Here is a 24413-nt window from a genome sequence, read left to right on the forward strand (position 1 = left end):
ATGACACGCGGGCCAGTCGATGTACGTACGAAGGGCGCGAAAGGCACGGGGCGCGCGGAGCGCCCGGGGCGCCCGGTCGCGCCATGGGTCCGGACGCGGTTGCGGACAGCTCCCGGGGCGACCGTGGCCTTCGGTCTGCTCGTGCTGATCACGGCGTTCCTCGCCGCCGCGCTCCCGCGGGCCGTGGACTCCTACGAGACCGGAGGACTGCGGCGGGAGATCGCCGGCGCTCCCCCGAGCGCGACCGCGCTCCAGCTGACCACACCCCAGCCCGGACTGGAGATTCCGCTGCCCTCCCGTGAGGAGGAGATGCGGCCCGCCGCGCTCTCGGCAGTCCACCGCGAGGTGCTGGCGAGTCTGCCGGCACCGCTGCGGGCGGACGCGGCGCAGTCGGCGTACGGGGTACGGACCTCCGAGGCCCTCAGCGGCCAGGACCGCTGGCTGCCGCGTCCCGACGGGGTTCCTCCCGCGTTCACGCTGGCCGCGCAGTCGGACCTGGCCGACCACGCCGCCGTGCGCGAGGGGCGGCTGCCCGCCACCGACGGGCCGGTCACGGCGCGGACGAAGGAGCTGGAGGCGGCCGTGACCTCGGCGACCGCCCGTGATCTGCGTCTGCGGGTCGGCTCGGTGATCCGGCTGAGTGACTCCACCGGGTCCACGGATCTGGCCGTACGGATCACCGGGATCGTCGAGCCCCGTGATCCGCGGGGCAGTTACTGGTCCGTCGAGCCGGTCCTGCGCACCCCTGGTCTGACGGTCCTGCCGAGCAGCCCGCCGCTGTACCACTGGAGGGCGGGCCTCCTGCTGGCGCCGGACGCCGCGCCCGCCCTCCTCGGCACCCAGTCGATGCCGGAGAGGTACTGGCGCGTCGCGCCCGCGACCGAAGGGCTCACCGCGCAGGACACGCCCGGACTCCTCCAGCGGATCGCGTCCCTCGAAGGCGGACCCGAACTGCTGAAGATGCGTGAGATCGCGGGCGGCACCGCGGTCCTGAGCACCGACCTGGAGACGGTGGTCGGCTCCCATGTCGCGACGCGTGAGGCGATCACCCGCATCGTCGTCGTCGCGGCCTTCGGGGTCGGGTCGGTCGCCGCCGTCGTGCTCGCGATGGCCGGTGGTCTGATCGCCGCGCGCCGTACCGACGAACTCGCCCTCCTGCGCTCGCGTGGCGCCTCCCTGCGCGGCATCGGCGGACGGCTCCTCGCCGAAACCGCCGTGATCGCGCTGCCCGCGTCCGGGGCCGGTCTGCTGCTGGCCCTGGTCGCGGTGGACGAGGCGCGTCCGCTGCCCGCCGTGTACGGCGCGAGCGCCGTGGCGCTGCTCGCCTGCGCCGCCCTGCCGGTGCGGGCCGTCTTCCTGCACCGGCGGCCCCGGGCGCACGGCGACCGCGACGACCTGGCCCTCGCCAGGCCCGGCAGACAGCGGACCGTCGCCGAACTGACCCTCCTGTTCCTCGCCGTCGCCTCCGTGGTGACGCTGCGCCGTCGCGGCACGTCCGGCGCCGGTGACCTGCTGGTGAGCGCGGCTCCGGTGCTCGTCGCGCTGATCGCCGCGCTCGTGCTCGTACGGCTGTATCCGCTGCCCCTGCGCTGGGCGGCCCGTCCGGCGGCGCGGCTGCGCGGAGCGATCGGTTTCCTGTCGCTGGCCCGCGCGGGGCGGTCGTCGGCGACGGGTGCGCTGCCGCTGCTGGCGCTGCTCATCGCGCTGACGACGGCGGCGTTCGGCGGCTCGGTGCTGTCCGGGGTCACGGAGGCACGGGACCGGGCCGCGCTGCTGGCGGTCGGCGCCGACGCCCGCGTCTCGACCCCGCGCGACGCCACCCCACTCCCGGCGGAGGCGGAACGGACGGCGCGGAACGTGGCGGGCGTACGGGACACGACGGCCGTACGCGTCGAGTCGACGGCGGAGCTCGCGCCCGGCGAGGGCGCCGGCACCGCGTCGCAGAAGCCGCTCACGCTCATCGGGGTCGAGCCGGAGTCGTACACGCGGCTGGCCCGGCAGCTGGACCTCGGGGCCTTCCCCGCCGACGCGTTGAAGAGCACGGGCGGGGTGTTCGACGCGGTCGCCTCACCCGGTCTCGCCGAGCGGCTCGGTACCGCGCCGCGCCGGATCAGCTCGCCGGCCGGTGAGATCACCGTACGGATCGTCGCCGTACGGCCCGTTACGCCGGTCGCTCCCCGTTCCGAATTCCTGCTGGTCGACCGCGCGGGCCTGGAGCACGCCGAGCCGACGACGCTGCTGGCCACGGGCGCGGGGATGGACGCGCGGGCGCTGCGGGCCGCGCTCGGCGCCGGAGCCGGGCAGGAGGCCGAGGTGTCGCTCCGCAGCGAGGAGCGGGCGGCGCTCACCGGTTCACCGCTCCAGTCGGGCGCCGAGCGGATCTATGCCACCGCCGTGGCCGCGGGCGCGGTCTACGCCGTCGCCGCCCTTCTGCTGTCGCTGCTGCACTCGGCGCCGGAACGGGCCGCGCTGCTGGCCAGGCTGCGCACCATGGGGCTGAAGCCCCGTCAGAGCCGGCAGTTGCTGGGTCTTGAGGCGCTGCCGCAGGCGCTGCTCGCCGCCGGGGGCGGCGTCCTCGTCGCCTGGGCCACCATCCGGCTGCTCGCTCCGGGCGTCGACCTGGCCCGGCTCGCCCTGACCGCCGCGTCCGGTCTCACGCCGGTGGGCGGCGTCTCACTGCGTACCGATGTGTGGACCCTCGCGCTGCCCGCGGCCGGCGTGGTCGCGCTGACGGGGGCCGTGGCCCTCGGCCAGTCCTGGTGGACGGCGCGGCGCGGATCGATCACCGAACTCAGAGCAGGAGACACGCGATGACCGACACGACGACCGATCCGGCGGCCGGAACGCCGAGCGCGCGGCCGACTCTCGCGGAGCTGGAGCGGCGCGCGGCAGCGCGCGGGGGCCGTCCCTCGTACGGTCATGACGCGCTGATCGCCTGCGACCGGCTGGTGCGGATCTTCACCACGGACGGGGTGGAGGTGCAGGCCCTCCAGGGGCTGGATCTCACGGTCCAGGAGGGCGAGCTGATGGCCCTCGTCGGCGCCTCCGGCAGCGGCAAGTCGACGCTGATGAACATCCTCGCCGGCCTGGACGTCCCCACGGCGGGCGCGGCCAAGGTCGCGGGCCGCGATCTGCTCGCGATGGACGCCAAGTCCCGGCTGGACTACCGCCGTCACGTGGTCGGTTTCGTCTGGCAGCAGACGGCCCGCAATCTCCTCCCCTATCTGACGGCGTCCCAGAACGTGGCGCTTCCCATGCAGTTGCGCGGACGCGCGGGCCGGGGCGGGTCGAAGCGGAAGGCCGAGCGGGCGGCGGAGCTCCTGGCGATGCTGGGGGTGGCCGACTGCGGCGACCGCCGGCCGCACCAGCTGTCCGGCGGGCAGCAGCAGCGCGTCGCGATCGCCGTCGCCCTCGCCAACTCCCCCTCCGTACTGCTCGCCGACGAACCGACCGGAGAGCTGGACTCGGCGACGGGCGAACAGGTCTTCGCGGCGTTCCGGCGGGCCAACGAGGAGCTGGGCACGACGATCGTGATCGTCACCCACGACCAGGCCGTCGCGGACGAGGTCCGCCGTACCGTCGCGATCCGTGACGGCCGCACCGCGTCGGAGGTGCTGCGCCGCACGGAGGTCGACGCGGAGGGCCGGGAGTCGGTGGTGGCCCGGGAGTACGCAATGCTGGACCGGGCCGGACGGCTTCAGCTGCCCGCGGAGTACGCCGCGGCGCTGGGCATGGAGGACCGCGTGATGCTGGAGCTGGAGCAGGACCACATCGGGGTCTGGCCCGACGACGCGGGCGGGAACGAGAAGGAGACGCGTCAGTCCGAGCCGGGCTCCAGGCCCTCGGGGAGTGGTGGGCACACCCACGGGTGAGGTTCGGCCGAACCTCCTCATGACGCCCGTGGCCGGGTCCGGAAAAATCTTGGAAGATTTCCGGAGGAGCTGTCGATCCGGCCGTGTCCCGTTCGACGCAAGGGTGTGAGAGGCGGGGAAGGCCCCCGTCCTCCCGACCGAGGAGTCACCATGCCGCGTTTTCTGACGATGGTCCGCGTCGACGAGCGGAATCTCCCCGCCGAGGGCCCCGACCCCGAGTTCGAGGCGCGCATGGGCGCGCTGTTCGAGGAGATCACCAAGGCCGGGGTGATGCTGGAGACCGCCGGGCTCACCCCGACGTCCGAGGGCACCCGGATCACCTGGTCCGACGGCAAGCTCAGCTACACCGACGGGCCCTTCACCGAGAGCAAGGAAGTCATCGGCGGCTACTCCCTCACCCGCTGCGAGACCAAGGCGGAGGCCCTGGAGTGGGCGAAGCGGTTCCTTGAGGTCCACCCGGAGAACTGGACCGTCAGCGTCGAGGTTCGCGAGATCGCCGAGGGCTGACCGGGCCGCGCTTGCCCCACCCCCACCCGGCTGCTCTGATGGGTGGTCGTGACATCAGCAAGCCCGACCGACACGGTCGAAGCGGTATTCAGGATCGAGTCCGCGCGGATCATCGCGGGTGTCGCCCGCATCGTGCGGGACGTGGGCATCGCGGAGGAACTCGCGCAGGACGCTCTGGTCGCCGCGCTGGAGCAGTGGCCGGAGTCGGGCGTCCCGGACAAGCCGGGCGCCTGGCTCATGGCCACCGCGAAGCACCGCGCCATCGATCTCGTACGCCGTAAGGAGACGTACGCGCGCAAGCTGGCGGAGGTCGGCCGGGAGCTGGAGGATGTGGCGCCGCCGCCCGAGCCCATGGGCGATGACGACATCGACGACGATCTGCTGCGGCTGATCTTCACCGCGTGCCATCCCGTGCTGTCGACGGAGGCCCGGGTCGCGCTCACACTGCGGCTGCTGGGCGGGCTGACGACGGAGGAGATCGCCCGCGCGTTCCTGGCCCCGGAGCCGACGGTCGCCCAGCGCATCGTCCGCGCGAAACGGGCACTCGCCAAGGCCGGGGTCCCCTTCGAGGTCCCGGGCGCCGCCGACCGGGCCGCCCGCGTCGCGTCGGTCCTCGAAGTCATCTACCTCATCTTCAACGAGGGCTACTCGGCGACGGCCGGGGACGATCTGGTGCGCCCGGCCCTGTGCGAGGACGCGCTGCGGCTGGCGCGTGTCCTGGCGGGCCTGATGCCCGAGGAGCCCGAAGTCCACGGCCTGGCCGCTCTCCTGGAGCTCCAGTCCTCGCGCATCGCCGCCCGCACGGGCCCCGACGGCGAACCGGTGCTGCTCGCCGACCAGAACCGGCACCGGTGGAACCGCATGCTCATCCTGCGTGGCGTCGAGTCGCTCCAGCGCGCGGGCCACGGCCCGTACTCCGTCCAGGCCGCGATCGCCGCCTGCCACGCGCGGGCGGTCCGCTACGAGGACACGGACTGGACGGCGATCGCGGCGCTGTACGGCCGGCTGATGGCGCTGACCCCGTCCCCGGTGGTGGAGCTGAACCGGGCGGTCGCCGTCTCCGTGGCGGAGGGTCCCGCGGCCGGGCTGAAGCTGGTGGACGCCCTGGCGGAAGGACCGGCCCTCAAGGGCTATCACCTGCTGCCGAGCGTCCGGGGAGATCTGCTGGAGCGCCTGGGGCGGAGGGACGAGGCGCGCGCGGAGTTCGAGCGGGCGGCGTCCCTGACCCGTAACGCACGGGAGCGTGGACTTCTCCTGGAACGGGCCGCTCGCTGTGTGTAGCCGTACCCGGCATTCCATATGGCCACAAACGGTGCAAAAAGGAGGAAACTGGGACGAGGAGGTGCGTCATGCGCAAGGTAGCCGACTGCCGGGACTTCCCGAGCGAGACGAATTGCACCCTCGCCATCTCCGGCGAGGAGGAAGAAGTGGTCCGCGCCGCCAGCGAGCACGCTGTGTCCATGCACGGCCACAAGAGCAGCCCGGAACTGCGTGAACAGATCCGAGCCGCGCTCAAGGACGAGATGCCCCAGCACGCCTGAGGCCCGGCCGACCCGGCCCTACAGAGTACCGACGAGCCGGGAGCCCACCTCGAAGGTGGTGCCGAAGGGATCGGTGATCTTCACCATCCGCGCATAGATCGTGTCCGAGGGGACGCCCGCGGTACCGCCGGCCGCCCGGGTCCGTTCCGCGGCCGCGTCGGCGTCGGCGACCTCGAAGAGTGTCTGCCACGCGGCGGACGGCGCCTCCGGGACCCCCAGGATGCCCCCGATCTCATGACCGTCGGGTCGGCGCAGGAAGCTGAAGTCCACGCCCGGCAGATCGTCGTTGCCGTCCAGCGTGAAGTCGAAGACCGCCGGGTAGAACGCGCGCGCCGGTACCGGGTCCGGGGTGGTCAGGTCGTTACGGAGGAGAGCGTCCGGCTCGTTCACGATCTCGCAGCCGAGGAGCGCGCGCCCCTGCCAGAGGCCGAACCGGGCGCCCGACGGGTCGGCGGCGAGCGCCAGCGTCCCCTGGTCCCCGATCTCCAGCGGGCCCCGCGTCAGGGTGCCGCCCGCGTCGGCGATCCGCTTCGCGGTGGCGTCGCAGTCGTCGGTCGCGAAGTACACACACCACAGCGGCGAGGGGGCGGTATCGGTGGAATCCGGGGCGGGGACCTGCCGGAATCCGGCGACCGCCCGGCCGCGCAGCCGGCACACCGTGTAGGCGGCGGCTCCCGCCTCGTACTCCCAGCCGAACAGCGCGCCGTAGAACTCCTTCGCGCGCTCGACATCGGGCACGTCGAGGTCGATCCAGGTGGGGGTGCCGACCGGCTGATTGCGGGTGACATGGCTCATCGTTCGCTCCTGATCGCTTCGCGCCCGGAGGTTTCCTCCGTGCCGGGTCTCCGACGCTAGAGGCGATGCAGGTCAGAACATGTCCTACAGCGTCTGTCCCGCGGCGGAGATCGCGATCGGCCTGATCGATGTCGGCGGTCCCTCATAGAATCGGCGGATGAGCTCCCCGGAAACCGGCACCCCTCCCGAGACGCGCACCGAAGCAGAACCTGAAGCGGGTTCCGAAGCGGCTTTTCCCGAAGCGGGTCCCGAAGCGGGGGCCGAGGCGAGTGAGGCGCTTGAGGTCCTGCGTCGCGTCTTCGGATACGACTCCTTCCGCGGGAGCCAGCAGGAGATCATCGAGCATGTGGTCGCGGGCGGCGACGCGCTCGTGCTCATGCCGACGGGCGGCGGCAAGTCGCTCTGCTACCAGATTCCCTCCCTGGTCCGTAAGGGTGTCGGGGTCGTCGTCTCACCGCTCATCGCGCTCATGCAGGACCAGGTCGACGCCCTGAGGGCGCTCGGCGTACGGGCCGGATTCCTCAACTCCACCCAGGATCTCGACGAACGGCGCCTCGTCGAGGCCGAGTTCCTCGCCGGTGAGCTGGATCTGCTCTATCTGGCGCCGGAACGGCTGCGCGTCGAGTCGACCGTACGGCTGCTGGAGCGCGGCACGATCTCGCTGTTCGCCATCGACGAGGCGCACTGCGTGGCCCAGTGGGGACACGACTTCCGCCCCGACTATCTCGCCCTCTCCTCGCTGCACGAGCGCTGGCCCGAGGTGCCGCGTATCGCGCTGACCGCGACCGCCACCGAGGCCACGCACGCGGAGATCGCGTCCCGGCTCGGCCTCCAGGACGCGCGGCATTTCGTGGCCAGCTTCGACCGGCCCAACATCCAGTACCGCATCGCGCCGAAGAACGACCCGAAGCGTCAGCTGCTCCAGCTGCTGCGCGCCGAGCACCCCGGCGACGCGGGCATCGTCTACTGCCTCTCCCGGGCATCGGTGGAGAAGACCGCCGAGTTCCTGGTGAAGAACGGCGTCGACGCGCTGCCGTACCACGCCGGCCTCGACACCCGTACGCGCGCCGCGAACCAGGCGCGCTTCCTGCGGGAGGACGGGATGGTGATGGTCGCGACGATCGCGTTCGGCATGGGCATCGACAAGCCGGACGTACGGTTCGTCGCCCATCTCGATCTGCCGAAGTCCGTGGAGGGCTACTACCAGGAGACCGGACGCGCGGGGCGTGACGGGCTGCCGTCCACGGCCTGGCTGGCGTACGGACTCCAGGACGTCGTGCAGCAGCGGAAGATGATCGACACCTCCGAGGGCGACGACGCGCACCGCCGGCGGCTGAGCGCCCATGTCGACGCCATGCTCGCGCTGTGCGAGACCGTCGAATGCCGGCGCGTCCAGCTGCTCGCGTACTTCGGGCAGCGGAGCACGGCGTGCGGCAACTGCGACACGTGTCTGACGCCCGCGGAGTCCTGGGACGGTACGGTCCCCGCGCAGAAGCTGCTGTCGACCGTGGTCAGGCTGAAGCGCGAGCGCAACCAGAAGTTCGGCGCGGGACAGATCACCGACATCCTGCTGGGCAGGAAGACGGCCAAGGTCATCCAGTTCGACCATGACGCGCTGAGCGTCTTCGGTATCGGTACGGAGCTGCGCGAGGCCGAGTGGCGGAGCGTGGCGCGGCAGTTGCTGGCGCAGGGGCTGATCGCCGTGGAGGGCGACTACGGGACGCTGGTCCTCACGGACGAGAGCGGAGAGGTGCTGGGCGGGCGGCGCCCGGTCGTCCTGCGGCGCGAGCCCGAGAAGGCGGCCAGGCCGGCGCGCGCGGAGAAGTCGTCCAGGCAGCGTTCCGCACCGGTCGATCTGCCGGCGGAGGCCATGCCGGTGTTCGAGACGCTGCGCGCCTGGCGGGCGGCGTCGGCGAAGGAGCAGGGCGTACCGGCGTATGTGATCTTCCATGACGCGACGCTGCGCGAGATCGCGACGCTGGCCCCGTCGACGCTGGCGGAGCTGGGCACGGTCACCGGGGTCGGCGAGAACAAGCTGGCGAAGTACGGGCAGCAGATCCTGGAGACGCTCGGTACGGCCGCGGTCGGTACCGCGGAATGACCCGGCCGCAGCCGCCGTCGCACGCGCTGCCCCAGGTGCTCTGGATCGGCGGACCGCCGGGCGGCCGGCAAGACGACCGTGGCCCGGCTGATCGCCCGGCGGTACGGACTGCGCTGGTACAACGCCGACGCCCACACCTGGGAGCACCGCGACCGCGCGATCGCCGCCGGGCACCCGGCCGCTATCCGGTTCGAGGCGCTGCCGCGCGCGGAGCGCTGGTCCGTGCCCCGGGCGGAGCTGATCGCGATGTCCCTGCATCATGAGCGCGGGCAGATGATCGTCGACGACCTCAGCGCGCTGCCGCCGGCCCCGCTGATCATCGCCGAGGGCACCCCGATCACCCCGGCGGTCGTCGCCACGGTCCCCGGCGGTCCGGCCGCGTCCGTCTGGCTCCAGCCGTCGGCCGGGGTCCAGCGGGCCCGGCTGCGGGAACGCGGGCTCTCCGCCGGGCAGCTCACGCTCTACCGGTCGTTGGCCGGCGAGATCGAGACCGAGGTGGCGGAGTACGGCGCCCGGCGGCTGGTGATCGACGGGGAGAACGGGGTCGAGGAGACCGTGGCGGCGGTCGAGACGATCTTCGCCGAGGTCCTGAGCGGGGGACCGGTGGCGGCGACGGGCGACGAGCGCGCGCGGCTGCTGCGGTCCGCCAACCGGGCCACGGTCGCCCAGTACGAGGCGTTCTTCGCGCGCCCGTGGTCCCCGGGGGACGCGCGGACGACCGCCCATGCCTTCGCCTGCGAGTGCGGAAGGACGGACTGCCAGGACGACATCGACCTCGCCGTCGCGGACTTCCCGGCCCCGCCCGACGATGCCGCGTCCCCACCGGTCCTGGCCCCGGGGCACCACCGCACTCGCTAGCGCCCACGTTCGGCCGGACCGTTCAGGCCGGGCCGCTCAGGCTCCGCCGTCCAGCCGCAGACTCCACCTGCCCGGGGTGCCCGTCAGCGTGATGGTCGACAGCGGCTGGACATCCACGTACCAGTACGTGCGCGGCGGCGCCTTGAGCGCGTATACCAGCGCCGCCCGTACGACGGCCGGTTCGGCGACCGCCACGATCGCGGCGATGTCCTCGGCGGGCCGGGTGTCCAGCCAGCCCCCTATCCGGGAGATGAAGGCCAGCAGTGTCTCGCCGCCGTGCGGGGCGAAGCGCGGGTCCGCGATCCAGGCGTCGACGGCGGCCGGTTCGCGGGCGATCACCTCGGCGAGGGTGAAGCCGCGCCAGCGGCCCATGTCGCAGTCGCGCAGGGCGGGTTGCGCGAGCGGCGCGTAGCCGAGGGCGTCGCCGGTGGTACGGCTGCGCAGCGTCGGCGAGCAGTAGCGGAGGTCGGCGGCGGACAGCGGGACAAGGGCGTGGGCGACGCGCTGCATCTCGTGCCAGCCGGCCCGGTCGACGGGACGGTCGTCGTCGAAGCGCTCGTCGTACAGGTCCGAGCCGCGCGCGGCGGCGACCAAAGTGACCCGAACACTCATGGCCGTGATCGTGGAGCCGAAAGCCGGACCGGTCAAGAGGCAGCGGGTGGCGCGGAGGACACGATTCCGGATATTCACCGGGCATGTGCCCCGTCCGTACGGGACGCTCGGCCCTACCGTGCCCGTTCAGCCGGGCGTCTCGTCCCAGGCCGTACGGAGCCGTCGCACGCCCTCGGTGATCTCCGCGGGCCCCGCCACCGCGGCGAAGCTCAGCCGCAGATGGGCGGCGGGCGGTTCGGCGCTGAAGTACGGGCGGCCCGGGGCGACCGCGACGCCCGCGCGCAGCGCGGCCGAGACGACGGCCTGTTCGTCGGTGCCGTCCGGGAGGCGGAGCCAGAGGTGGTAGCCGCCGGAGGGGATGTGCGGGAGGGCCGGTTCGGGCAGTTCGGTGCGCAGCGCGGTGGTCAGGGTGTCCCTGCGGGTCTTCAGCGCGGCGGAGACGGAGCGCAGATGGCGGTTCCAGGCGGCGGAGCCGACCAGTTCCAGGGCGGCTTCCTGGAACGGGCGCGGTACGAAGAAGGTGTCGACGACATGGATGGCGCGCAGCCGTTCGAGGACCGGGCCCCGGGCGGCCAGTACGCCGACCCGCAGGCTCGGGGAGGTCGCCTTGGTGAGGGAGCAGACATGGACGACGACACCGTCGGGGTCGTCGGCGGCGAGCGGTCCGGGCAGCGGGCCCGCGTCCTCGTGCACCAGCCGCCGTACGAAGTCGTCCTCCACGATGAACGCCCCGGCCTCCCGCGCGATCCGCAGCACTTCGGGTCTGCGGGCCGGGGAGAGCACGGCTCCGGTGGGGTTCTGGAAGAGCGGCTGGCAGACGAAGACCCGGGCGCCGCTGGCCCGGAAGGCGGCGGCGAGCAGCTCGGGCCGTACGCCGTCGGGGTCCACCGGCACCGGTACGGGGCGCAGCCCGGCGGCGCGGGCGATCGCCAGCATCCCCGGGTAAGTGGGCGATTCGACCAGGACCGGAGCGCCGGGCGGGGCGAGTGCGCGCAGCGCGGTGGTCAGCGCGCTCTGGCCGCCGGCCGTGACCAGGACTTCGGCGGCCGTCCAGGTGTCACCGATCCCCCGCGCGAACCAGTCGCGCAGTTCGGGCAGGCCGTCGGTGGGCGGTCGGCCCCAGGCGCCCGGCCGTCTGCCCGCCCGCGCCAGCGCGGCGGCCATCGCCTGCTCGGGCTGGAGCGAGGGGTGCAGATAGCCGCCGTTGAACTCGATGACGCCGGGCGGTGGCGCGGCGAGGGTGACCAGCACCCCGGTGGCGTCGACCGAGCGCGGTACGAGCTCGGTGGCGGCGTCGGCACTGAGGGCGACCTCCTGCCAGGAGGTGTCCCCCGACGGCGCGGTCTCCGTTCTGGCCGGTGCGCGGAAGGCACCGGCGCCGGGGCGGGTGACGACGAGCCCTTCGGCGGCGAGCCTGGCGAGGGCCCGGGAGACGGTCACCGGCGAGACGCGGTAACGGTCGACCAGCGCCCTGCTGGACGGCAGCTTTCCCCCAGGTGAGTAGCGGTTCAACTCCTGCCGCAGCGAATTCGCCAGCTCCGCCACGCTGCTACGCTCATACATGACAGCACAGGATAGCGCTACTCCCCCGACCTCGATAGCGGTCAGCGGCGCCGCGACCGCGCCCGGCATACGCGGCTCACACAACACGCACGGCACGCACGGCACGCACGGCGCGCACGGCGGCACGCTCCTCGCCGTGCTGGGCGTCGTCGCCTTCTCGCTCACCTTCCCGTCCACCGTGTGGGGCCTGGAGAGCTTCGGCCCCTGGTCCCTCGTCGCCGTACGCAGCGCGCTCGCCGCCCTCATCGCGGGCGGCTTTCTGCTGGCCCTCCGCGTCCCGGTCCCCGAGCGCCGGCACTGGGCCGGGCTCGCGGTCGTCGGCGGCGGGGTCGTGGTGGGCTTCCCGCTGCTGACGACGCTCGCGCTGGAGACCTCCACCACCTCGCACGCCGCCGTGGTGGTCGGGCTGCTGCCGCTCACCACGGCCGCGTTCGCCGCTGTCCGTACGGGCAGGCGCCCCTCCAGGGCCTTCTGGCTGGCCGCTCTCGCCGGCGCGGCCGTGGTGATCACGTTCGCGGTGCAGCAGAGCGGCGGGGCCCTCTCCTCCGGGGATCTCTATCTCTTCGGCGCCCTGCTGGTGTGCGCGGCGGGCTATACGGAGGGCGGCAGGCTGGCCGGTGTGATGCCCGGCTGGCAGGTGGTGGGCTGGGCGCTGATCGGCTGTCTGCCGCTCGCGGTGGCGGGCGCGGCGGTGGCGCTGTCCTTCGAACCGGTCCGGCTGACGGCCCACGGCGTGATCGGACTCGCCTGGGTCGCCGCGGGCTCGACGTTCTTCGGCCTCTACGTCTGGTACCGGGGCATGGCGTCGATCGGCATCGCCAGGGCGAGCCAGCTCCAGCTCGCCCAGCCGGTCCTCACCCTCGTCTGGTCCGTACTGCTGCTCGGCGAGCACCTGACCCCCGCCGCGCCGGTGGCGGCCGTGGCGGTGCTCGTCTGTATCGCGGTCACCCAGCGGGCGGGTACCTGACGATCACCCAGCGGGCGGGCACCCGACCGGCCCCCGGGGGAGCCGATCAGGAAGTCCGGACAGGAAGTCCGGTCAGCACGTCCGGCACGGCTGGGGTCACTGGGTCACTTCCCGGCGCGCTTCCCGTAGTGGTCGGCCACCACCCTCGACATCGCCCCGATCGGATCCGCGCCGACCTCCTTCGCCGAGAAGAAGCAGTGCCCCCGCGCCCCCGCGTACTCCTTGGCGAGGCTCAGATGACGGGACAGCTCGGACGGGTCCTGCCAGGCGGCAGGCTGGGCCGGATCGCCCACCTTGTAGAGGGCCTCGCCGATGTACAGATCGACGCCCGTCCCCCGGACGACGCCGTCCCACCAGCTCAGCAGCTTCGCGTAGTCGGCGGCGGCGAAACCGATGTTCCAGTACAGCTGCGGGACGATGTAGTCGATCCAGCCCTTCTTGACCCACCCCCGGGTGTCGGCGTGCAGATCGTCGTACGTCTGCACCCCGGCCCGGGTGTCGGAGCCGAGCGGGTCCGTGGCGGCGTTGCGCCACACCCCGAACGGGCTGATCCCGAACCGCACATGCTTCTTGATCTTCTTGATCCGCTCGGCCGTCTCCCGCACCAGCCGGTCGGTGTTGTCCCGCCGCCAGGCCGCCTTGTCCGGGAAGCCCGCGCCGTGGCGCGCGTACGCCTCGTCGTCCTCGAAGACCTGTCCGGCGACGGGATACGGATAGAAGTAGTCGTCCCAGTGCACGGCGTCGATGTCGTAGCGCTTCACCGCGTCCAGCATCGCGTCCTGGACGAACGTCCTGACCTCGGGCAGACCGGGGTTGTAGTAGAGCTTCCCGCCGTACGGCAGCACCCAGTCCGGATGGACCCGGGCCGGATGTGTCGCGATGAGCCGCGAGGGGTCGGTGTGGTTGGCGACCCGGTACGGGTTGAACCAGGCGTGCAGCTCCAGTCCGCGCGCGTGTGCCTCCCGTACCGCCGTGCCCAGCGGGTCCCAGCCGGGGTCCTTGCCCTGGGTGCCGGTGAGGTACTGCGACCAGGGCTCGTACGGCGAGGGCCACAGCGCGTCCGCCGTGGGCCGTACCTGGAAGACCACGGCGTTCAGCCCGCGGGCGACCGCCGTGTCCAGGTGCCGGAGCAGCTCGGCCTTCTGCTGTGCGGCGGTGAGCCCGGGCACGGAGGGCCAGTCACGGTTGACGACGGTCGCGATCCACATCCCGCGCAGCTCCCTGCGCGGGGCGCGCCGGTGCGGTACGGACGCGGCGACGGCCGCCACGTCCCCGGCGGCCACCAGCGAGGTCACGACCCCTGTCGCCGCCGCCACGAACCGTCTTCTGCCGATCTGCCCCATGCGCCGTCCTCCGCGTCCGGTCCGCGCGGACGGGTCACCGGAACCCGCCCCGCCGTACGGGCTGAGCATGCCCGCCCCGGCACCCCGTCCACACACCCTGGCGGAGTAACGTCCTTTCTCGCGGCGGGCGCCGGAATCACACGGGGGACCTGCCGGGACACCGGACCAGCGAAAGGCACGATGTGACCGACACCCTGACCGATATCGCCCGCGTCGGAGTGGTGGGCTGCGGCCAGATGGGCGCAGGCATCGCGGAGGTCGCCGCACGCAGCGGCCTGGAGGTCAAGGTCGCCGAGACCACCGGCGAGGCCCTGGAGATCGGCCGTACCCGGCTGCAGAACTCCCTCGCGAAGGCCGCCGAACGCGGCAAGATCACCGAGGCGGAGCGGGACGAGGCGCTGGGCCGGCTCAGCTTCACCACGGACCTCGGGGAGTTCGCCGACCGCGATCTCGTCATCGAGGCCGTCGTGGAGAACGAGCAGGTCAAGACGGAGATCTTCCAGGTGCTCGATCAGGTCGTGACGCGTCCGGACGCGATCCTGGCCTCCAACACCTCCTCCATTCCGCTGGTCAAGCTGGCCGTCGCGACCTCACGTCCCGACCAGGTCATCGGCATCCACTTCTTCAACCCGGCCCCGGTGCAGAAGCTGGTCGAGCTGATCCCCGCGCTCACGACCTCCGACGAGACGGTCAAGCGTGCCGAGGCCGTGGTCCAGGGGGTGCTGGGCAAGCACGCGATCCGGGCCCAGGACCGCTCGGGGTTCGTGGTGAACGCGCTGCTGATTCCGTATCTGCTCGCCGCGATCCGGATGTTCGAGTCGGGGATCGCCAGCCGCGAGGACATCGACAACGGGATGGAGCTGGGCTGTGCCCATCCGATGGGCCCGCTCAAGCTCTCGGATCTGATCGGTCTCGACACCGTCGCGTCGGTCGCCGATTCGATGTACGCGGAGTTCAAGGAGCCGCTGTACGCGGCGTCCCCGCTGCTCCAGCGGATGGTCGACGCGGGCAGGCTGGGCCGTAAGACGGGCGCGGGTTTCTACTCCTACGGGTGATAATTACGGAGGGTCACAAAATTCGCACGGCGTGTGCGAAGGGTGCTCGAATATGCCATTCACACACCCTGCTGCCCCGCGCGCAAGGGGAGTTGACTCGGTTCCGCTTGGTCCCGGCACCCGCCGGGGCCGGGCGGAGAACCGTTGGACGACTTTCCCGAACAGGAGCGGATTCGTGACCACCCCCTCTGACCATTCTCTGGTCGGCGAAGAGTGCGCCGAGTTACGGCGCGGCCTCGACGTCGGTCTCGCCAGGACCGACGGCAGGCTGGCGTTACTGGCCCAGCGCAACGACCAGACCGACAAGGATGTGACCGATCTGGCCGCGCGCGTCGCGGCCCTGGAGCACGCCAGGTGGCCGCTGCCCGCCGTGGCGGCGCTCTGCTCGCTCGGAGCGCTGGCGGTGGCGGTCTGGCAGTCCCTGGGCCGGTAAGTGAGCCAGGACTCGGGCGTGTTGTTGTGCTAGCCCAGCCTCAGGTGATGGAGCATCAGCAGCCCGGCCGTCATATTGGCGGCCGGGATCTCACCCCGGGCGATCATGTCCGGCACCAGCTTGAGCGGGACCCACTCCCGGCGCGAGGACTCGAAGTCGTCCTCGGGATGGCCGATGTACGTGGCGTCCTCCGCCCAGTAGAGATGGTGTCGGGCGTCGGTCAGGCCGTTGGACGGCTCGACCGTGAGCAGATGCCGGAGCGGTCCCGGGCGCCACCCGGTCTCCTCCTCCATCTCCCTGGCGGCCGCCGTCTCGATGTCCTCGCCGTCCTCGACGACCCCGGCGGCCAGCTCCCAGCCCCAGCTGTCGGTGATGAAGCGGTGCCGCCAGAGCATCAGCACCTCGTTGGCGGAGTTGACCGCCGTCGCCACGGCGACGGGGCGGAGCCGGATGAGGAAGTGGTCCAGATGCCGGCCGTCGGGGAGCTTGACGTCCGCGAGATTGACCCGGAACCAGCGGTTCTCGTACACGGTCTGTTCGTTAAGTTTCGTCCACTGCACGTTTCTGCCACCTTCCGACAAGTTGATGGCAATATCGCAGCAGCAGTCTGGGCGGACGGGAACGTGCGGGGGCTCATAAAGGGGCTCACAGAGGAACGCGCAGCGCGCCTTCGATGAGTTCCGCCGTCTCCTCGGCGTCCGTGGATCCGCTGGCCACCAGCTGTTCCCGTACGGCGCGCAACCGGTCTCGCAGGCGCTGGGACTCCATCCCCCGCGCGCGTTCGGCCATTTCGGCCGCTGTTCTGGCGGCGCGGTCGGCCTCGCCCTGCCGCAACTCGATATGGCTGAGCATCGCGAGCCGGTGGACCCGGCCGCGGTCGTGCGCCGGGGTGTCCACGGCCGCCGCCGCGTGCGCCCGTGCGGCGGCCAGATCACCGAGGCTGAGCAGCGCCTCCGCCACCTGTACATTCACCAGGCCCGGCTGTACGTAGCCCGTCTCGTCCGGTTCGTGACCCGGGCGGATGCGCTCCGCCTCCGTCTCCGCGCGCCGGATACAGCCGAGCGCCCCGCTGCCGTCGCCGAGATGCGCATACGACTTGGCCTGCATCGCGTACAGATCCGCGGCGAGCGCCGGGGTGATCTGGCGCCCGGCCGTCCGCAGCGCCGCCTCGGCGAAGGCGACGGCCTGGCGGTACTCCCCCATGTGCAGCGACTGGTTGACCAGCAGCGCGATCACATACGCGCCGAGCCCCCGGTCCCCGCTCGCCTTGGCCAGCCGCAGCGCCTGGTGGAAGTAGCGCTGGGCGAGGCCGTGGGCGTCGGAGTCGTACGCGCAGATACCGGCCACCGCGACCAGACCGCCCGTGGCGCGGTGCAGTTGGCGGCCCAGCGCGTCGCTGTACCCGCCGCGCAGCAGCGGGGCGGTCTCCGCGTTGAGGAAGCGGACGATCCTGGCGCGGGTGGCGACTCCGCCCGCCCGCCGGTACATCAGCTCGTAGTGCGCCCTGGCCGAGCGCAGCAACTTGATGTCGGCCGGGCCGACCTTGTTGCGTCCGCTGCGCGAGACATCGGCGTCCTCGGGAGGGTTCTCCCACTCCCAGACGGGCATCACGGCGGGCGTGCCGGTGACGGTGGGGGCGCCCACTATGTGCGGACGCTGCTGTTCGTCGCAGCGCCACAGCGCGGTGGCCCGTTCCACGAAACCGGAGAGCGGGGTGCCGTGCGGTACGAGCGACTCCCCCATCACCCCGAGGCCGATGTCGTCCAGCGTGAGCGAGCGGTGCAGCCGCTCGCTCAGCACCGCGCAGATCAGGTCGGGCACTTGGCCGCGCGGACGCTGCCCCTTCAGCCACCGTGAGACGGCGGTGTGTTCGTAGCGCAGGGCGAGACCTCTGGCCCGGCCCGCCTGGTTGACCCGCGCGGCGAGACCGGCATGGGAGATACCCGCCTCGTCGAGCAGGGAATCGAGCAGAGAATTGGGGTGCATGAGTGCCCCTCCGGTGGCTCGGCCGAACCAGCGTAGTGGAACGGGAAACGCACGGGGTGTGAACGTAATGCCCGGAAACAGGCCCCGTGCACCCTGCCGCCGGGGTCGCGGGACCGGTTGACTGAATCGCCTCGCAAAAGAGGCGCCGGGCCGCCGGCTCCCCCTCGTACAGTGCGGTGGCCCGCAACCGCGCCGTCCGCCCCGCCGACCTGCCCGACACTCCGCGGCGGAGCGGACGGCGCGCGTACGGGGCGGGGAGGCCGGGGCGGTGGTACGGGGCAGCGCGTACGAGGCAGGGAGGCCGGGGCGGCCGTGGGGCGTTCCAGCGGGCCGTCCGGCAGCGGTCGCCGGACGCGGAGCGCAGGGGGTGTTCGACGGGAGAACGCGCCGGGTCATCCCGGGCCGGGCGCGTGGGTGGTGGCTTCCCGCGCGGAAACCCACGTACGGCACAGGCCCGGTGCGCCGGGCTGCGCGGGCACGCGTGAGGAATCGCCCACCGGTGGGCGGTCGTTGCGCAGCACGAGCAGCGCCATGTCGTCGGTGATCCGTCCGCCGGTGTGCCGCAGCAGCGCCGCGTGCACCTGGCGCACGACGACGGCGGGCGCCAGGGGCGGGCCCGCCGCGGCCTCCGCGAGCGCTTCCTCCAGAGCGAAGAACCGCCCCGCGGAGTCCCGGGCGTCCTCGGCCCCGTCGGTGTGCAGGAACAGCGCCTCACCGGGCAGCAACGGACCGCACTGGTACGGCAGCAGATCGGCGGGCAGCGGAAAGGCCCCCAGCGGCGGCAGCGGCTCGCCGGAGGCCAGCCGCGCGGCGCCCTGGCCGAGCCGATAGGGCCAGGGATGGCCGCAGTTGAGGGCCCGTACCTCCGCGTCGGCCCCGATCTCCAGCAGCAGTACGGTGACGAACTCCTCCGCCGACAGGGAGTCCAGTTCCTGGCCCGCGGCGGCGGGCGGCTCCTGACGCGCCAGCTCCCGCAGATGGCGCTGATGGGCCCGGTCGAGCCGGCGCAGGACACCGTCGAGCCCGGCCTCGTCATGGGCTGCCTCCCGGAAACTGCCGAGGACGGCGGCCACCGCCCCGATCGCGGGCAGTCCATGGCCGCGCACATCCCCGATGACGACCCGCACCCCGTAGGCCGTGGCCACCACCTCGTACAGATCGCCGCCGACATCGGCGCCGCGCGAGGCGGAGAGCTGGCGGGCGGAGAGCGCGAGACCGTCCAGCCGGGGCGGCAGGGTCCTGATCAGCGCCTCCTGGGCGGCCCGCGCCACGGCCTTGACCTCCCGCAGCTCCCGCGCCGCCCGCCGCCGTACGCGCATCAGCAGATACGCCACCACCAGCACGAAGACGACGCAGTTCACGATGCGCGAGAGCAGGTCGTCGCGGTCCGCCGCCGGGCGGGTCAGCTCCCAGGTGATCACCGCTGTGAGCAGACCGCCCGGGAGCGCGCATTCGACAAGGCCCCAGGAGGCCGGCGCTTCCTCCTGCGCGTCCTCTGTTGCCTTGGTCCGGTTCATCCGTCGGCCTCCCTCGGCCGCCCGGCCGCTAAGCCGTGGGGCGTACGTCGACCGTCTCGGCCGGATCGATTGTGTCGATCACGGAAGCCCCATGACGTGACACGCCAGGACTTCTCACCCGAATGAGTGAGGGGCGCATCCGGTGATCCGGATGCGCCCCTCAGGGGCCGAGAGCCAGTACAACGACGGCGCGCGGCCGTTTCGTCACGCGCCGCGCAGGACCGCCCCGGTCCGTTCGGCGGCGAGCGCGACGGCCGCGTCACGGGCCGCCGTGGCCTCGTCGACCGTCAGTGTGCGGTCCGCCGCCCGGAAACGCAGGGCGTAGGCAAGCGACTTGTGCTCCTCGCCGATCTGCTCGCCGGTGAAGACGTCGAACAGCCGCAGGGATTCGAGGAGTTCCCCGGCGCCCTCGCGCAGCGCCCGCTCCACCTCGGCGGCCGGGACCTCGCTCGGTACGACAAGCGCAACATCCTGCGTGGCCACCGGATAGGTGGAAATCCGCGGCGCCTTGATCACGCCGGCGCCCGCGCGCTCCAGCAGATCGAGATCGATCTCCATGGCGCAGGTGCGGTCCGGCAGCCCGAGCGCCTTCACGACGCGCGGATGCAGCTCTCCGGCGTGGCCGAGGAGCGTCTCCTCGCCGTCCACGGCGGCGAACAGCGCGGCGCAGCGGCCGGGGTGCCACGGCTCGTACCGAGCGGCCCGTACGGTCAGTTCCGCCCCGGCCTCGCGGGCGACGGTACGGGCCGCCTCGACGGCGTCCGCCCACTCCGCGGGGCGTCCCTTGCCCCACCAGCCGGCCTGCTCGCGCGCGCCGGCCAGCACGACGGCTGCGTACCGCGGCTGGTCCGGCAGCGCGGCGTCGAGCGCGGCCACTTCCTCCTCGGTCGGCCGCCGGTCGACGGGCAGTCGTACCGGCACGGTCTCGTGGCCGGTGGGCCGGAAGACCAGCCCGGTCTCGAAGAGCGCCGGATCGTGCGACCCGCGGCCGTCGTTGCGGCGCAGCGCCGTGAGCAGACCCGGCAGCAGCGTGGTCCGCAGCGCGGGCTCCTCGTCGGAGAGCGGGTTGACGAGCCTGACCGTACGGCGCCGGTCGTCGTCGGCCGGCAGTCCGAGTGCGTCGAGCGCCGCGTCGCCGAGGAACGGGTAGTTCAGCGCCTCGACATAACCGGCGCCGGCCAGGGCGCGGCCGACGCGGCGGTGCAGCCGCTGGCGCTCGGTGAGCCCGCGGCCGGACGGCGGGGTGGGCAGCGTCGAGGGGAGGTTCTCGTACCCCTCCAGCCGGATGACCTCCTCGGCGAGGTCATTGGGCTCGCCGAGGTCGGGCCGCCAGGACGGGACGGTGACGACCAGCTCGTCCTGGCCGTACACGTCGCAGCCGATCTGCTGGAGCCGCCGTACGACGGTCTCGCGGCCGTACGTGACACCGGCGACCCGGTCGGGGTGGTCGGCGGGCATGGCGATGGTGTGCGGCGCGGAGGGCGCGATGATCTCGGTGACGCCGGCCCCGGCGGAGCCGCCGGCCAGCAGCACCAGCAGGTCGACGGTCCGCTGCGCGGCGGCGGCCGCGGCCTGCGGGTCGACCCCGCGCTCGAAGCGCTTGGACGCCTCGGAGGCCAGCTTGTGGCGGCGCGCGGTACGGGCGATGGAGATCGCGTCGAAGTGCGCGGCCTCGATCACCACATCGGTGGTCCCCTGCGCCTCGCCCGTCACCGGGTGAGCCGTGGTGTCGGCGATCTCGGTGTTCGCGCCGCCCATCACACCCGCGAGGCCGATGGGCCCGCGGTCGTCGGTGATGACCAGGTCCTGGGCGTCCAGCACCCGCTGGACACCGTCGAGCGTGGTGATCTTCTCGCCCGCGGTGGCACGGCGGACGCCGATCGCACCCTCCAGCCGGGAGCGGTCGTACGCGTGCAGCGGCTGGCCCAGCTCCAGCATCACGTAGTTGGTGATGTCGACCGCGAGCGAGATCGGCCGCATCCCGGCCTTCTGGAGCCGGCGGCGCAGCCAGATGGGGCTGTGCGCCTCCGGGTCGAGGCCGGTGACCGTACGGGCCGTGAAGCGGTCGCAGCCCCTCGGGTCGGCGATCTTCACCGCGTGGCCGTACGAGTTCGGCGCGGGCACGTCGAGCAGTGCCGGGTCGCGCAGGGTCAGCCCGTACGCGATGGCGGTCTCGCGGGCGACTCCGCGCAGCGAGAGGCAGTAGCCGCGGTCCGGGGTGACGGCGATGTCCAGGACCTCGTCCACCAGCTCCAGGAGCGCGATGGCGTCGGTGCCGGCCTCGTGCTCGGGCGGCAGCACGATGATGCCGCCCGATCCGTCATCGCCCATGCCCAGCTCGTCGCCGGAGCAGATCATTCCGTGCGAGGTCCTGCCGTACGTCTTGCGCGCGGAGATCGCGAAGTCGCCCGGGAGGACGGCACCGGGCAGGACCACGACGACCTTGTCGCCGACGGAGAAGTTCCGGGCGCCGCAGACGATCTCCTGCGGCTCGCCGGTGCCGTTGGCCGTGCCGACGTCGACCGTGCAGAAGCGGATGGGCTTCTTGAAGCCCTCCAGCTCCTCGATCGTGAGCACCTTGCCGACGACGAGGGGGCCCTTGAGGCCCGCGCCGAGCTGCTCGACGGTCTCGACCTCCAGACCGGCGGAGACGAGCTTGGCCTGGACGTCACGGCCGGTCTCCGTCGCCGGCAGGTCAACGTACTCCCGCAGCCAGGAAAGCGGGACGCGCATCAGATCTCCATCCCGAACGGCCGGGTGAACCGGACGTCACCCTCGACCATGTCTCGCATGTCTTCGACGTTGTGGCGGAACATCAGCATCCGTTCGATCCCGAACCCGAAGGCGAATCCGCTGTACTTCCCGGGGTCGACACCACAGGCGATGAGCACCTTGGGGTTGACCATGCCGCAGCCGCCCAGCTCGATCCAGCCCTCGCTGCCGCAGGTGCGGCAGGGCCGGTCGGGGTTGCCGACCGAGGCGCCCCGGCACACGTAACAGACCATGTCCATCTCGGCGGACGGCTCGGTGAAGGGGAAGAAGTTCGGCCGGAGCCGGGTCTTCATGTCCGCGCCGAAGAGCGCCTGGACCATGTGGTCCAGGGTCCCCTTGAGGTCGGCCATGGTCAGGCCCTCGTCGACGGCGAGCAGCTCGATCTGGTGGAAGACCGGGGTGTGCGTGGCGTCCAGCTCGTCGGTGCGGTAGACCCGCCCCGGGCAGACGATGTACACGGGCGGCTCGCGGTCGAGCAGGGCGCGCGCCTGGACCGGCGAGGTGTGGGTACGGAGCACCACACCCGATTCGTCGCCCTCTGTCCCGGCCGGGCCCTGGACGAAGAAGGTGTCCTGCATCTGGCGCGCCGGGTGGTCGGGCACGAAGTTGAGCGCGTCGAAGTTGAACCACTCCGCCTCAGCCTCGGGGCCCTCGGCGACCTCGTAGCCCATGGCCACGAAGACATCCGCGACCCGCTCCATGAAGCCGGTCAGCGGGTGGCGGGCGCCGGGCGGGGTGCGGTCGTACGGCAGCGTGACATCCACCGCCTCCTCGACCAGCACCCGGGCGTCCCGCTCCGCCTCCAGCTCGCTCTGGCGTGCGGCCAGGGCCTTGCTGACGGCGCCGCGGGCCTGGCCCACGCGCTTGCCCGCCTCGGCCTTGGCCTGCGGTGGCAGGGCGCCGATCTCCCGGTTGGCGAGGGCGAGCGGCGAGGTACCTCCGGTGTGCGCGGTTTTCGCGTGGGCGAGCGCGTCGAGATCACCGGCGGCGGCGAAGGCGGCGAGCGCCTCGTCCCGCATCCGCTCGATCTCTTCCGGTTTCAGTGCCTCGACCTCGACTGGGTCGTACGACTTGTTGGGTGCCGACATCTCTTCCGTACTTCCGTTTGGCTGGCGAAACGACCCTGCTCGATCACTGGCTCGATCACTGGGGAGCGCGAAGGCGCGAAGGTGCCAAAAGTCGAGTCTAAAGGTCGTACGAAGGTGAAGAAGCCCGTGGGCCGCTCAGGACAGGTAGGCCGGAGCGCCGACGGGCAGGATAAATCGGAACTCGGCACCGCCGCCGGGTCCGCGGCCGACGGTGATCGTCCCGCCGTGCGCCTCGACGATGCCCTTGACGATATACAGGCCCAGGCCGGTCCCGCCGCGCTTGCTCCCCCGCCAGAAGCGGGTGAAGACACGGCCCATCGACTCCTCGGGGATGCCGGGACCCTCGTCGCACACGGTGACGGCCGTTCCCTTCTCTGTCTCCGTCTCGGTTTCCGGCCGCGTCGCGTGGCTGAGCGTCGCGGCGGCCACCTCGATGGTGACGGTTCCCTCGCCGTGGCGCACCGCGTTTTCCAGCAGATTGCCGAGCACCTGATCGATCTTGTCGGGATCCGCCCACAGAGCGGGCAGCGGCTGCTGTATCCGTACGAGGAACCGGTCCGGCGACTGGCCCGACGCGGTGTGCGACTGGACATGGCGGTTCACGGCCGCCCCGATGTCCACCGGCTGGCGGCGCACCTCCAGCCGGCCCGAATCGATTCGGGAGATGTCCAGCAGCTCCGCGATCAGCCGGGTGACCCGGTTGGCGTCGGCGTCGACGGTCTCCAGCATCAGCCGCTTCTGGTCGTCGGTGAACCGCTCCCATTTGGCGAGCAGCGTCGCCGTGAAGCCCTTCACGGAGGTGAGCGGGGAGCGCAGTTCATGGGCGACGGTCGCGATCAGCTCCGCGTGGCTCAGTTCGGTACGGCGCCGCGCCTCCGTGCCGCGGAGGGAGATGACCAGCCGGCGTACGGGCCCGGTCGGATACGCGCGTACGTAGCGGGCGGAGACCAGAACCTCCCGGCCGCCCGGCAGCAGCAGATTGCGCTCGGGCTGGCCGGCCCGGGTGGCGAGCCCGCCGTACGGGTCGGTCAGCGCCCACCAGCGGCGGCCCTTCAGATCCTCCAGCGGCAGCGCCCGCTCCAGCGGGTGGCCGAGGACGTCGGCGGACGGGACGGCGGTGATCCGGGCGGCGGCGGCGTTGAAGCAGATCACCCGGCCGCTCTCGTCGGCGACGACCAGCCCGTCGGGCAGTTCGTCGGGGTGGATCCCCGCCTCGCCCGCGCCGATCCGCTCGTCCATACCGGTCCGCTCGTCCGCGCCGGGCGGCTCACCCGCGCCGGTCCCGTACGGGGGCGGTAAGGCTCCCTGGACCGCGGCGGGTCCGCTCGCCCCGACACTCATCCCCGCATCCCACCTCTTCCGCGTAGCTCAGTGGGCCCCAGAAAGCGCAACAGTACTAGCTG

20 protein-coding genes are annotated in these 24413 nt (G+C 72.3%); 10 read left to right on the forward strand and 10 right to left on the reverse strand.

Annotated features, from left to right (window positions below):
- From ACFRKB_RS13490 to ACFRKB_RS13510, 5 genes are all read left to right on the forward strand, one after another.
- Positions 1–2814 carry an ABC transporter permease gene (locus ACFRKB_RS13490; protein WP_383105779.1) on the forward strand — a complete coding sequence of 938 codons (2814 nt, stop codon included), beginning with the start codon at positions 1–3 and terminating at the stop codon, positions 2812–2814.
- Positions 2811–3872 (forward strand): ABC transporter ATP-binding protein, encoded by a 1062-nt coding sequence (locus tag ACFRKB_RS13495; protein WP_383105781.1) that lies wholly within the window; start codon positions 2811–2813, stop codon positions 3870–3872. Before ACFRKB_RS13490 ends, ACFRKB_RS13495 begins: the two co-directional genes overlap by 4 nt.
- Before the next feature lie 150 nt (positions 3873–4022).
- Complete coding sequence (locus ACFRKB_RS13500; protein WP_383105783.1) at positions 4023–4379, forward strand: YciI family protein; 357 nt, start codon at positions 4023–4025, stop codon at positions 4377–4379.
- Positions 4380–4427: 48 nt separating this feature from the next.
- A complete protein-coding gene (locus ACFRKB_RS13505; protein ID WP_383105784.1) occupies positions 4428–5660 on the forward strand; it encodes an RNA polymerase sigma factor in 1233 nt (410 codons plus the stop codon).
- Between the two features lie 68 nt (positions 5661–5728).
- On the forward strand, positions 5729–5920 hold the full coding sequence (locus ACFRKB_RS13510) for a DUF1059 domain-containing protein (RefSeq protein ID WP_030355315.1): 192 nt from the start codon (positions 5729–5731) through the stop codon (positions 5918–5920).
- Positions 5921–5938: 18 nt separating this feature from the next.
- On the opposite strand, the gene ACFRKB_RS13515 is transcribed toward ACFRKB_RS13510, so the two are convergent.
- Positions 5939–6715, reverse strand: a complete 777-nt coding sequence (locus tag ACFRKB_RS13515; RefSeq protein ID WP_383105786.1) for a VOC family protein — start codon at positions 6713–6715, stop codon at positions 5939–5941.
- A 157-nt stretch (positions 6716–6872) separates the two neighbouring features.
- Between ACFRKB_RS13515 and recQ the strand changes: the two genes are divergently transcribed.
- Both recQ and ACFRKB_RS13525 read left to right on the forward strand, forming a co-directional pair.
- Positions 6873–8816, forward strand: coding sequence for a DNA helicase RecQ (recQ, locus tag ACFRKB_RS13520; RefSeq protein ID WP_383105788.1), 1944 nt, complete (start codon positions 6873–6875; stop codon positions 8814–8816).
- Positions 8817–8894: 78 nt separating this feature from the next.
- Positions 8895–9674, forward strand: coding sequence for a hypothetical protein (locus tag ACFRKB_RS13525; protein WP_383105790.1), 780 nt, complete (start codon positions 8895–8897; stop codon positions 9672–9674).
- A 36-nt stretch (positions 9675–9710) separates the two neighbouring features.
- On the opposite strand, the gene ACFRKB_RS13530 is transcribed toward ACFRKB_RS13525, so the two are convergent.
- Together ACFRKB_RS13530 and ACFRKB_RS13535 are read right to left on the reverse strand one after the other, a co-directional pair.
- Positions 9711–10286 (reverse strand): histidine phosphatase family protein, encoded by a 576-nt coding sequence (locus ACFRKB_RS13530; protein ID WP_383105791.1) that lies wholly within the window; start codon positions 10284–10286, stop codon positions 9711–9713.
- Between the two features lie 126 nt (positions 10287–10412).
- Positions 10413–11849 carry an aminotransferase-like domain-containing protein gene (locus tag ACFRKB_RS13535; protein ID WP_376581134.1) on the reverse strand — a complete coding sequence of 479 codons (1437 nt, stop codon included), beginning with the start codon at positions 11847–11849 and terminating at the stop codon, positions 10413–10415.
- Between ACFRKB_RS13535 and ACFRKB_RS13540 the strand changes: the two genes are divergently transcribed.
- On the forward strand, positions 11848–12816 hold the full coding sequence (locus tag ACFRKB_RS13540) for a DMT family transporter (RefSeq protein WP_383105793.1): 969 nt from the start codon (positions 11848–11850) through the stop codon (positions 12814–12816). The genes ACFRKB_RS13535 and ACFRKB_RS13540 overlap by 2 nt on opposite strands.
- Positions 12817–12920: 104 nt before the next feature.
- Here ACFRKB_RS13540 and ACFRKB_RS13545 read toward each other — a convergent pair whose 3' ends face one another.
- A complete protein-coding gene (locus ACFRKB_RS13545) occupies positions 12921–14159 on the reverse strand; it encodes a glycoside hydrolase family 10-like protein (protein ID WP_383105795.1) in 1239 nt (412 codons plus the stop codon).
- A 194-nt stretch (positions 14160–14353) separates the two neighbouring features.
- Between ACFRKB_RS13545 and ACFRKB_RS13550 the strand changes: the two genes are divergently transcribed.
- Complete coding sequence (locus ACFRKB_RS13550; protein WP_383106038.1) at positions 14354–15214, forward strand: 3-hydroxybutyryl-CoA dehydrogenase; 861 nt, start codon at positions 14354–14356, stop codon at positions 15212–15214.
- A 175-nt stretch (positions 15215–15389) separates the two neighbouring features.
- Positions 15390–15647, forward strand: coding sequence for a hypothetical protein (locus ACFRKB_RS13555; protein ID WP_383105797.1), 258 nt, complete (start codon positions 15390–15392; stop codon positions 15645–15647).
- Between the two features lie 29 nt (positions 15648–15676).
- Here ACFRKB_RS13555 and ACFRKB_RS13560 read toward each other — a convergent pair whose 3' ends face one another.
- From ACFRKB_RS13560 to ACFRKB_RS13585, 6 genes are all read right to left on the reverse strand, one after another.
- Positions 15677–16207, reverse strand: coding sequence for an NUDIX hydrolase (locus ACFRKB_RS13560; RefSeq protein ID WP_383105799.1), 531 nt, complete (start codon positions 16205–16207; stop codon positions 15677–15679).
- Positions 16208–16292: 85 nt separating this feature from the next.
- On the reverse strand, positions 16293–17633 hold the full coding sequence (locus ACFRKB_RS13565; RefSeq protein ID WP_383105800.1) for a transcriptional regulator: 1341 nt from the start codon (positions 17631–17633) through the stop codon (positions 16293–16295).
- Between the two features lie 392 nt (positions 17634–18025).
- Positions 18026–19150 carry a PP2C family protein-serine/threonine phosphatase gene (locus ACFRKB_RS13570; protein WP_383105802.1) on the reverse strand — a complete coding sequence of 375 codons (1125 nt, stop codon included), beginning with the start codon at positions 19148–19150 and terminating at the stop codon, positions 18026–18028.
- Positions 19151–19354: 204 nt separating this feature from the next.
- Positions 19355–21883 (reverse strand): phenylalanine--tRNA ligase subunit beta, encoded by a 2529-nt coding sequence (pheT, locus tag ACFRKB_RS13575; RefSeq protein ID WP_383105804.1) that lies wholly within the window; start codon positions 21881–21883, stop codon positions 19355–19357.
- A complete protein-coding gene (gene pheS, locus ACFRKB_RS13580; protein WP_383105806.1) occupies positions 21883–23010 on the reverse strand; it encodes a phenylalanine--tRNA ligase subunit alpha in 1128 nt (375 codons plus the stop codon). Before pheS ends, pheT begins: the two co-directional genes overlap by 1 nt.
- A 135-nt stretch (positions 23011–23145) precedes the next feature.
- The gene (locus ACFRKB_RS13585) at positions 23146–24351 is read right to left on the reverse strand and encodes a sensor histidine kinase (protein ID WP_383105807.1); all 1206 of its coding nucleotides are present in this window, start codon (positions 24349–24351) and stop codon (positions 23146–23148) included.
- Between the last annotated feature and the right edge of the window lie 62 nt (positions 24352–24413).

This window comes from Streptomyces scopuliridis, from assembly GCF_042790125.1.
GTDB lineage: Bacteria > Actinomycetota > Actinomycetes > Streptomycetales > Streptomycetaceae > Streptomyces > Streptomyces scopuliridis_A.

Bases quoted from the DNA above. Each gene is read 5' to 3' on its own strand.
- ACFRKB_RS13490 (WP_383105779.1), top strand. From the start codon at position 1: ATGACACGCGGGCCAGTCGATGTACGTACGAAGGGCGCGAAAGGCACG.
- ACFRKB_RS13495 (WP_383105781.1), top strand. From the start codon at position 2,811: ATGACCGACACGACGACCGATCCGGCGGCCGGAACGCCGAGCGCGCGG.
- ACFRKB_RS13500 (WP_383105783.1), top strand. From the start codon at position 4,023: ATGCCGCGTTTTCTGACGATGGTCCGCGTCGACGAGCGGAATCTCCCC.
- ACFRKB_RS13510 (WP_030355315.1), top strand. From the start codon at position 5,729: ATGCGCAAGGTAGCCGACTGCCGGGACTTCCCGAGCGAGACGAATTGC.
- ACFRKB_RS13515 (WP_383105786.1), bottom strand. From the start codon at position 6,715: ATGAGCCATGTCACCCGCAATCAGCCGGTCGGCACCCCCACCTGGATC.
- recQ (WP_383105788.1), top strand. From the start codon at position 6,873: ATGAGCTCCCCGGAAACCGGCACCCCTCCCGAGACGCGCACCGAAGCA.
- ACFRKB_RS13530 (WP_383105791.1), bottom strand. From the start codon at position 10,286: ATGAGTGTTCGGGTCACTTTGGTCGCCGCCGCGCGCGGCTCGGACCTG.
- ACFRKB_RS13540 (WP_383105793.1), top strand. From the start codon at position 11,848: ATGACAGCACAGGATAGCGCTACTCCCCCGACCTCGATAGCGGTCAGC.
- ACFRKB_RS13535 (WP_376581134.1), bottom strand. From the start codon at position 11,849: ATGTATGAGCGTAGCAGCGTGGCGGAGCTGGCGAATTCGCTGCGGCAG.
- ACFRKB_RS13545 (WP_383105795.1), bottom strand. From the start codon at position 14,159: ATGGGGCAGATCGGCAGAAGACGGTTCGTGGCGGCGGCGACAGGGGTC.
- ACFRKB_RS13565 (WP_383105800.1), bottom strand. From the start codon at position 17,633: ATGCACCCCAATTCTCTGCTCGATTCCCTGCTCGACGAGGCGGGTATC.
- ACFRKB_RS13570 (WP_383105802.1), bottom strand. From the start codon at position 19,150: ATGAACCGGACCAAGGCAACAGAGGACGCGCAGGAGGAAGCGCCGGCC.
- pheT (WP_383105804.1), bottom strand. From the start codon at position 21,883: ATGCGCGTCCCGCTTTCCTGGCTGCGGGAGTACGTTGACCTGCCGGCG.
- pheS (WP_383105806.1), bottom strand. From the start codon at position 23,010: ATGTCGGCACCCAACAAGTCGTACGACCCAGTCGAGGTCGAGGCACTG.
- ACFRKB_RS13585 (WP_383105807.1), bottom strand. From the start codon at position 24,351: ATGAGTGTCGGGGCGAGCGGACCCGCCGCGGTCCAGGGAGCCTTACCG.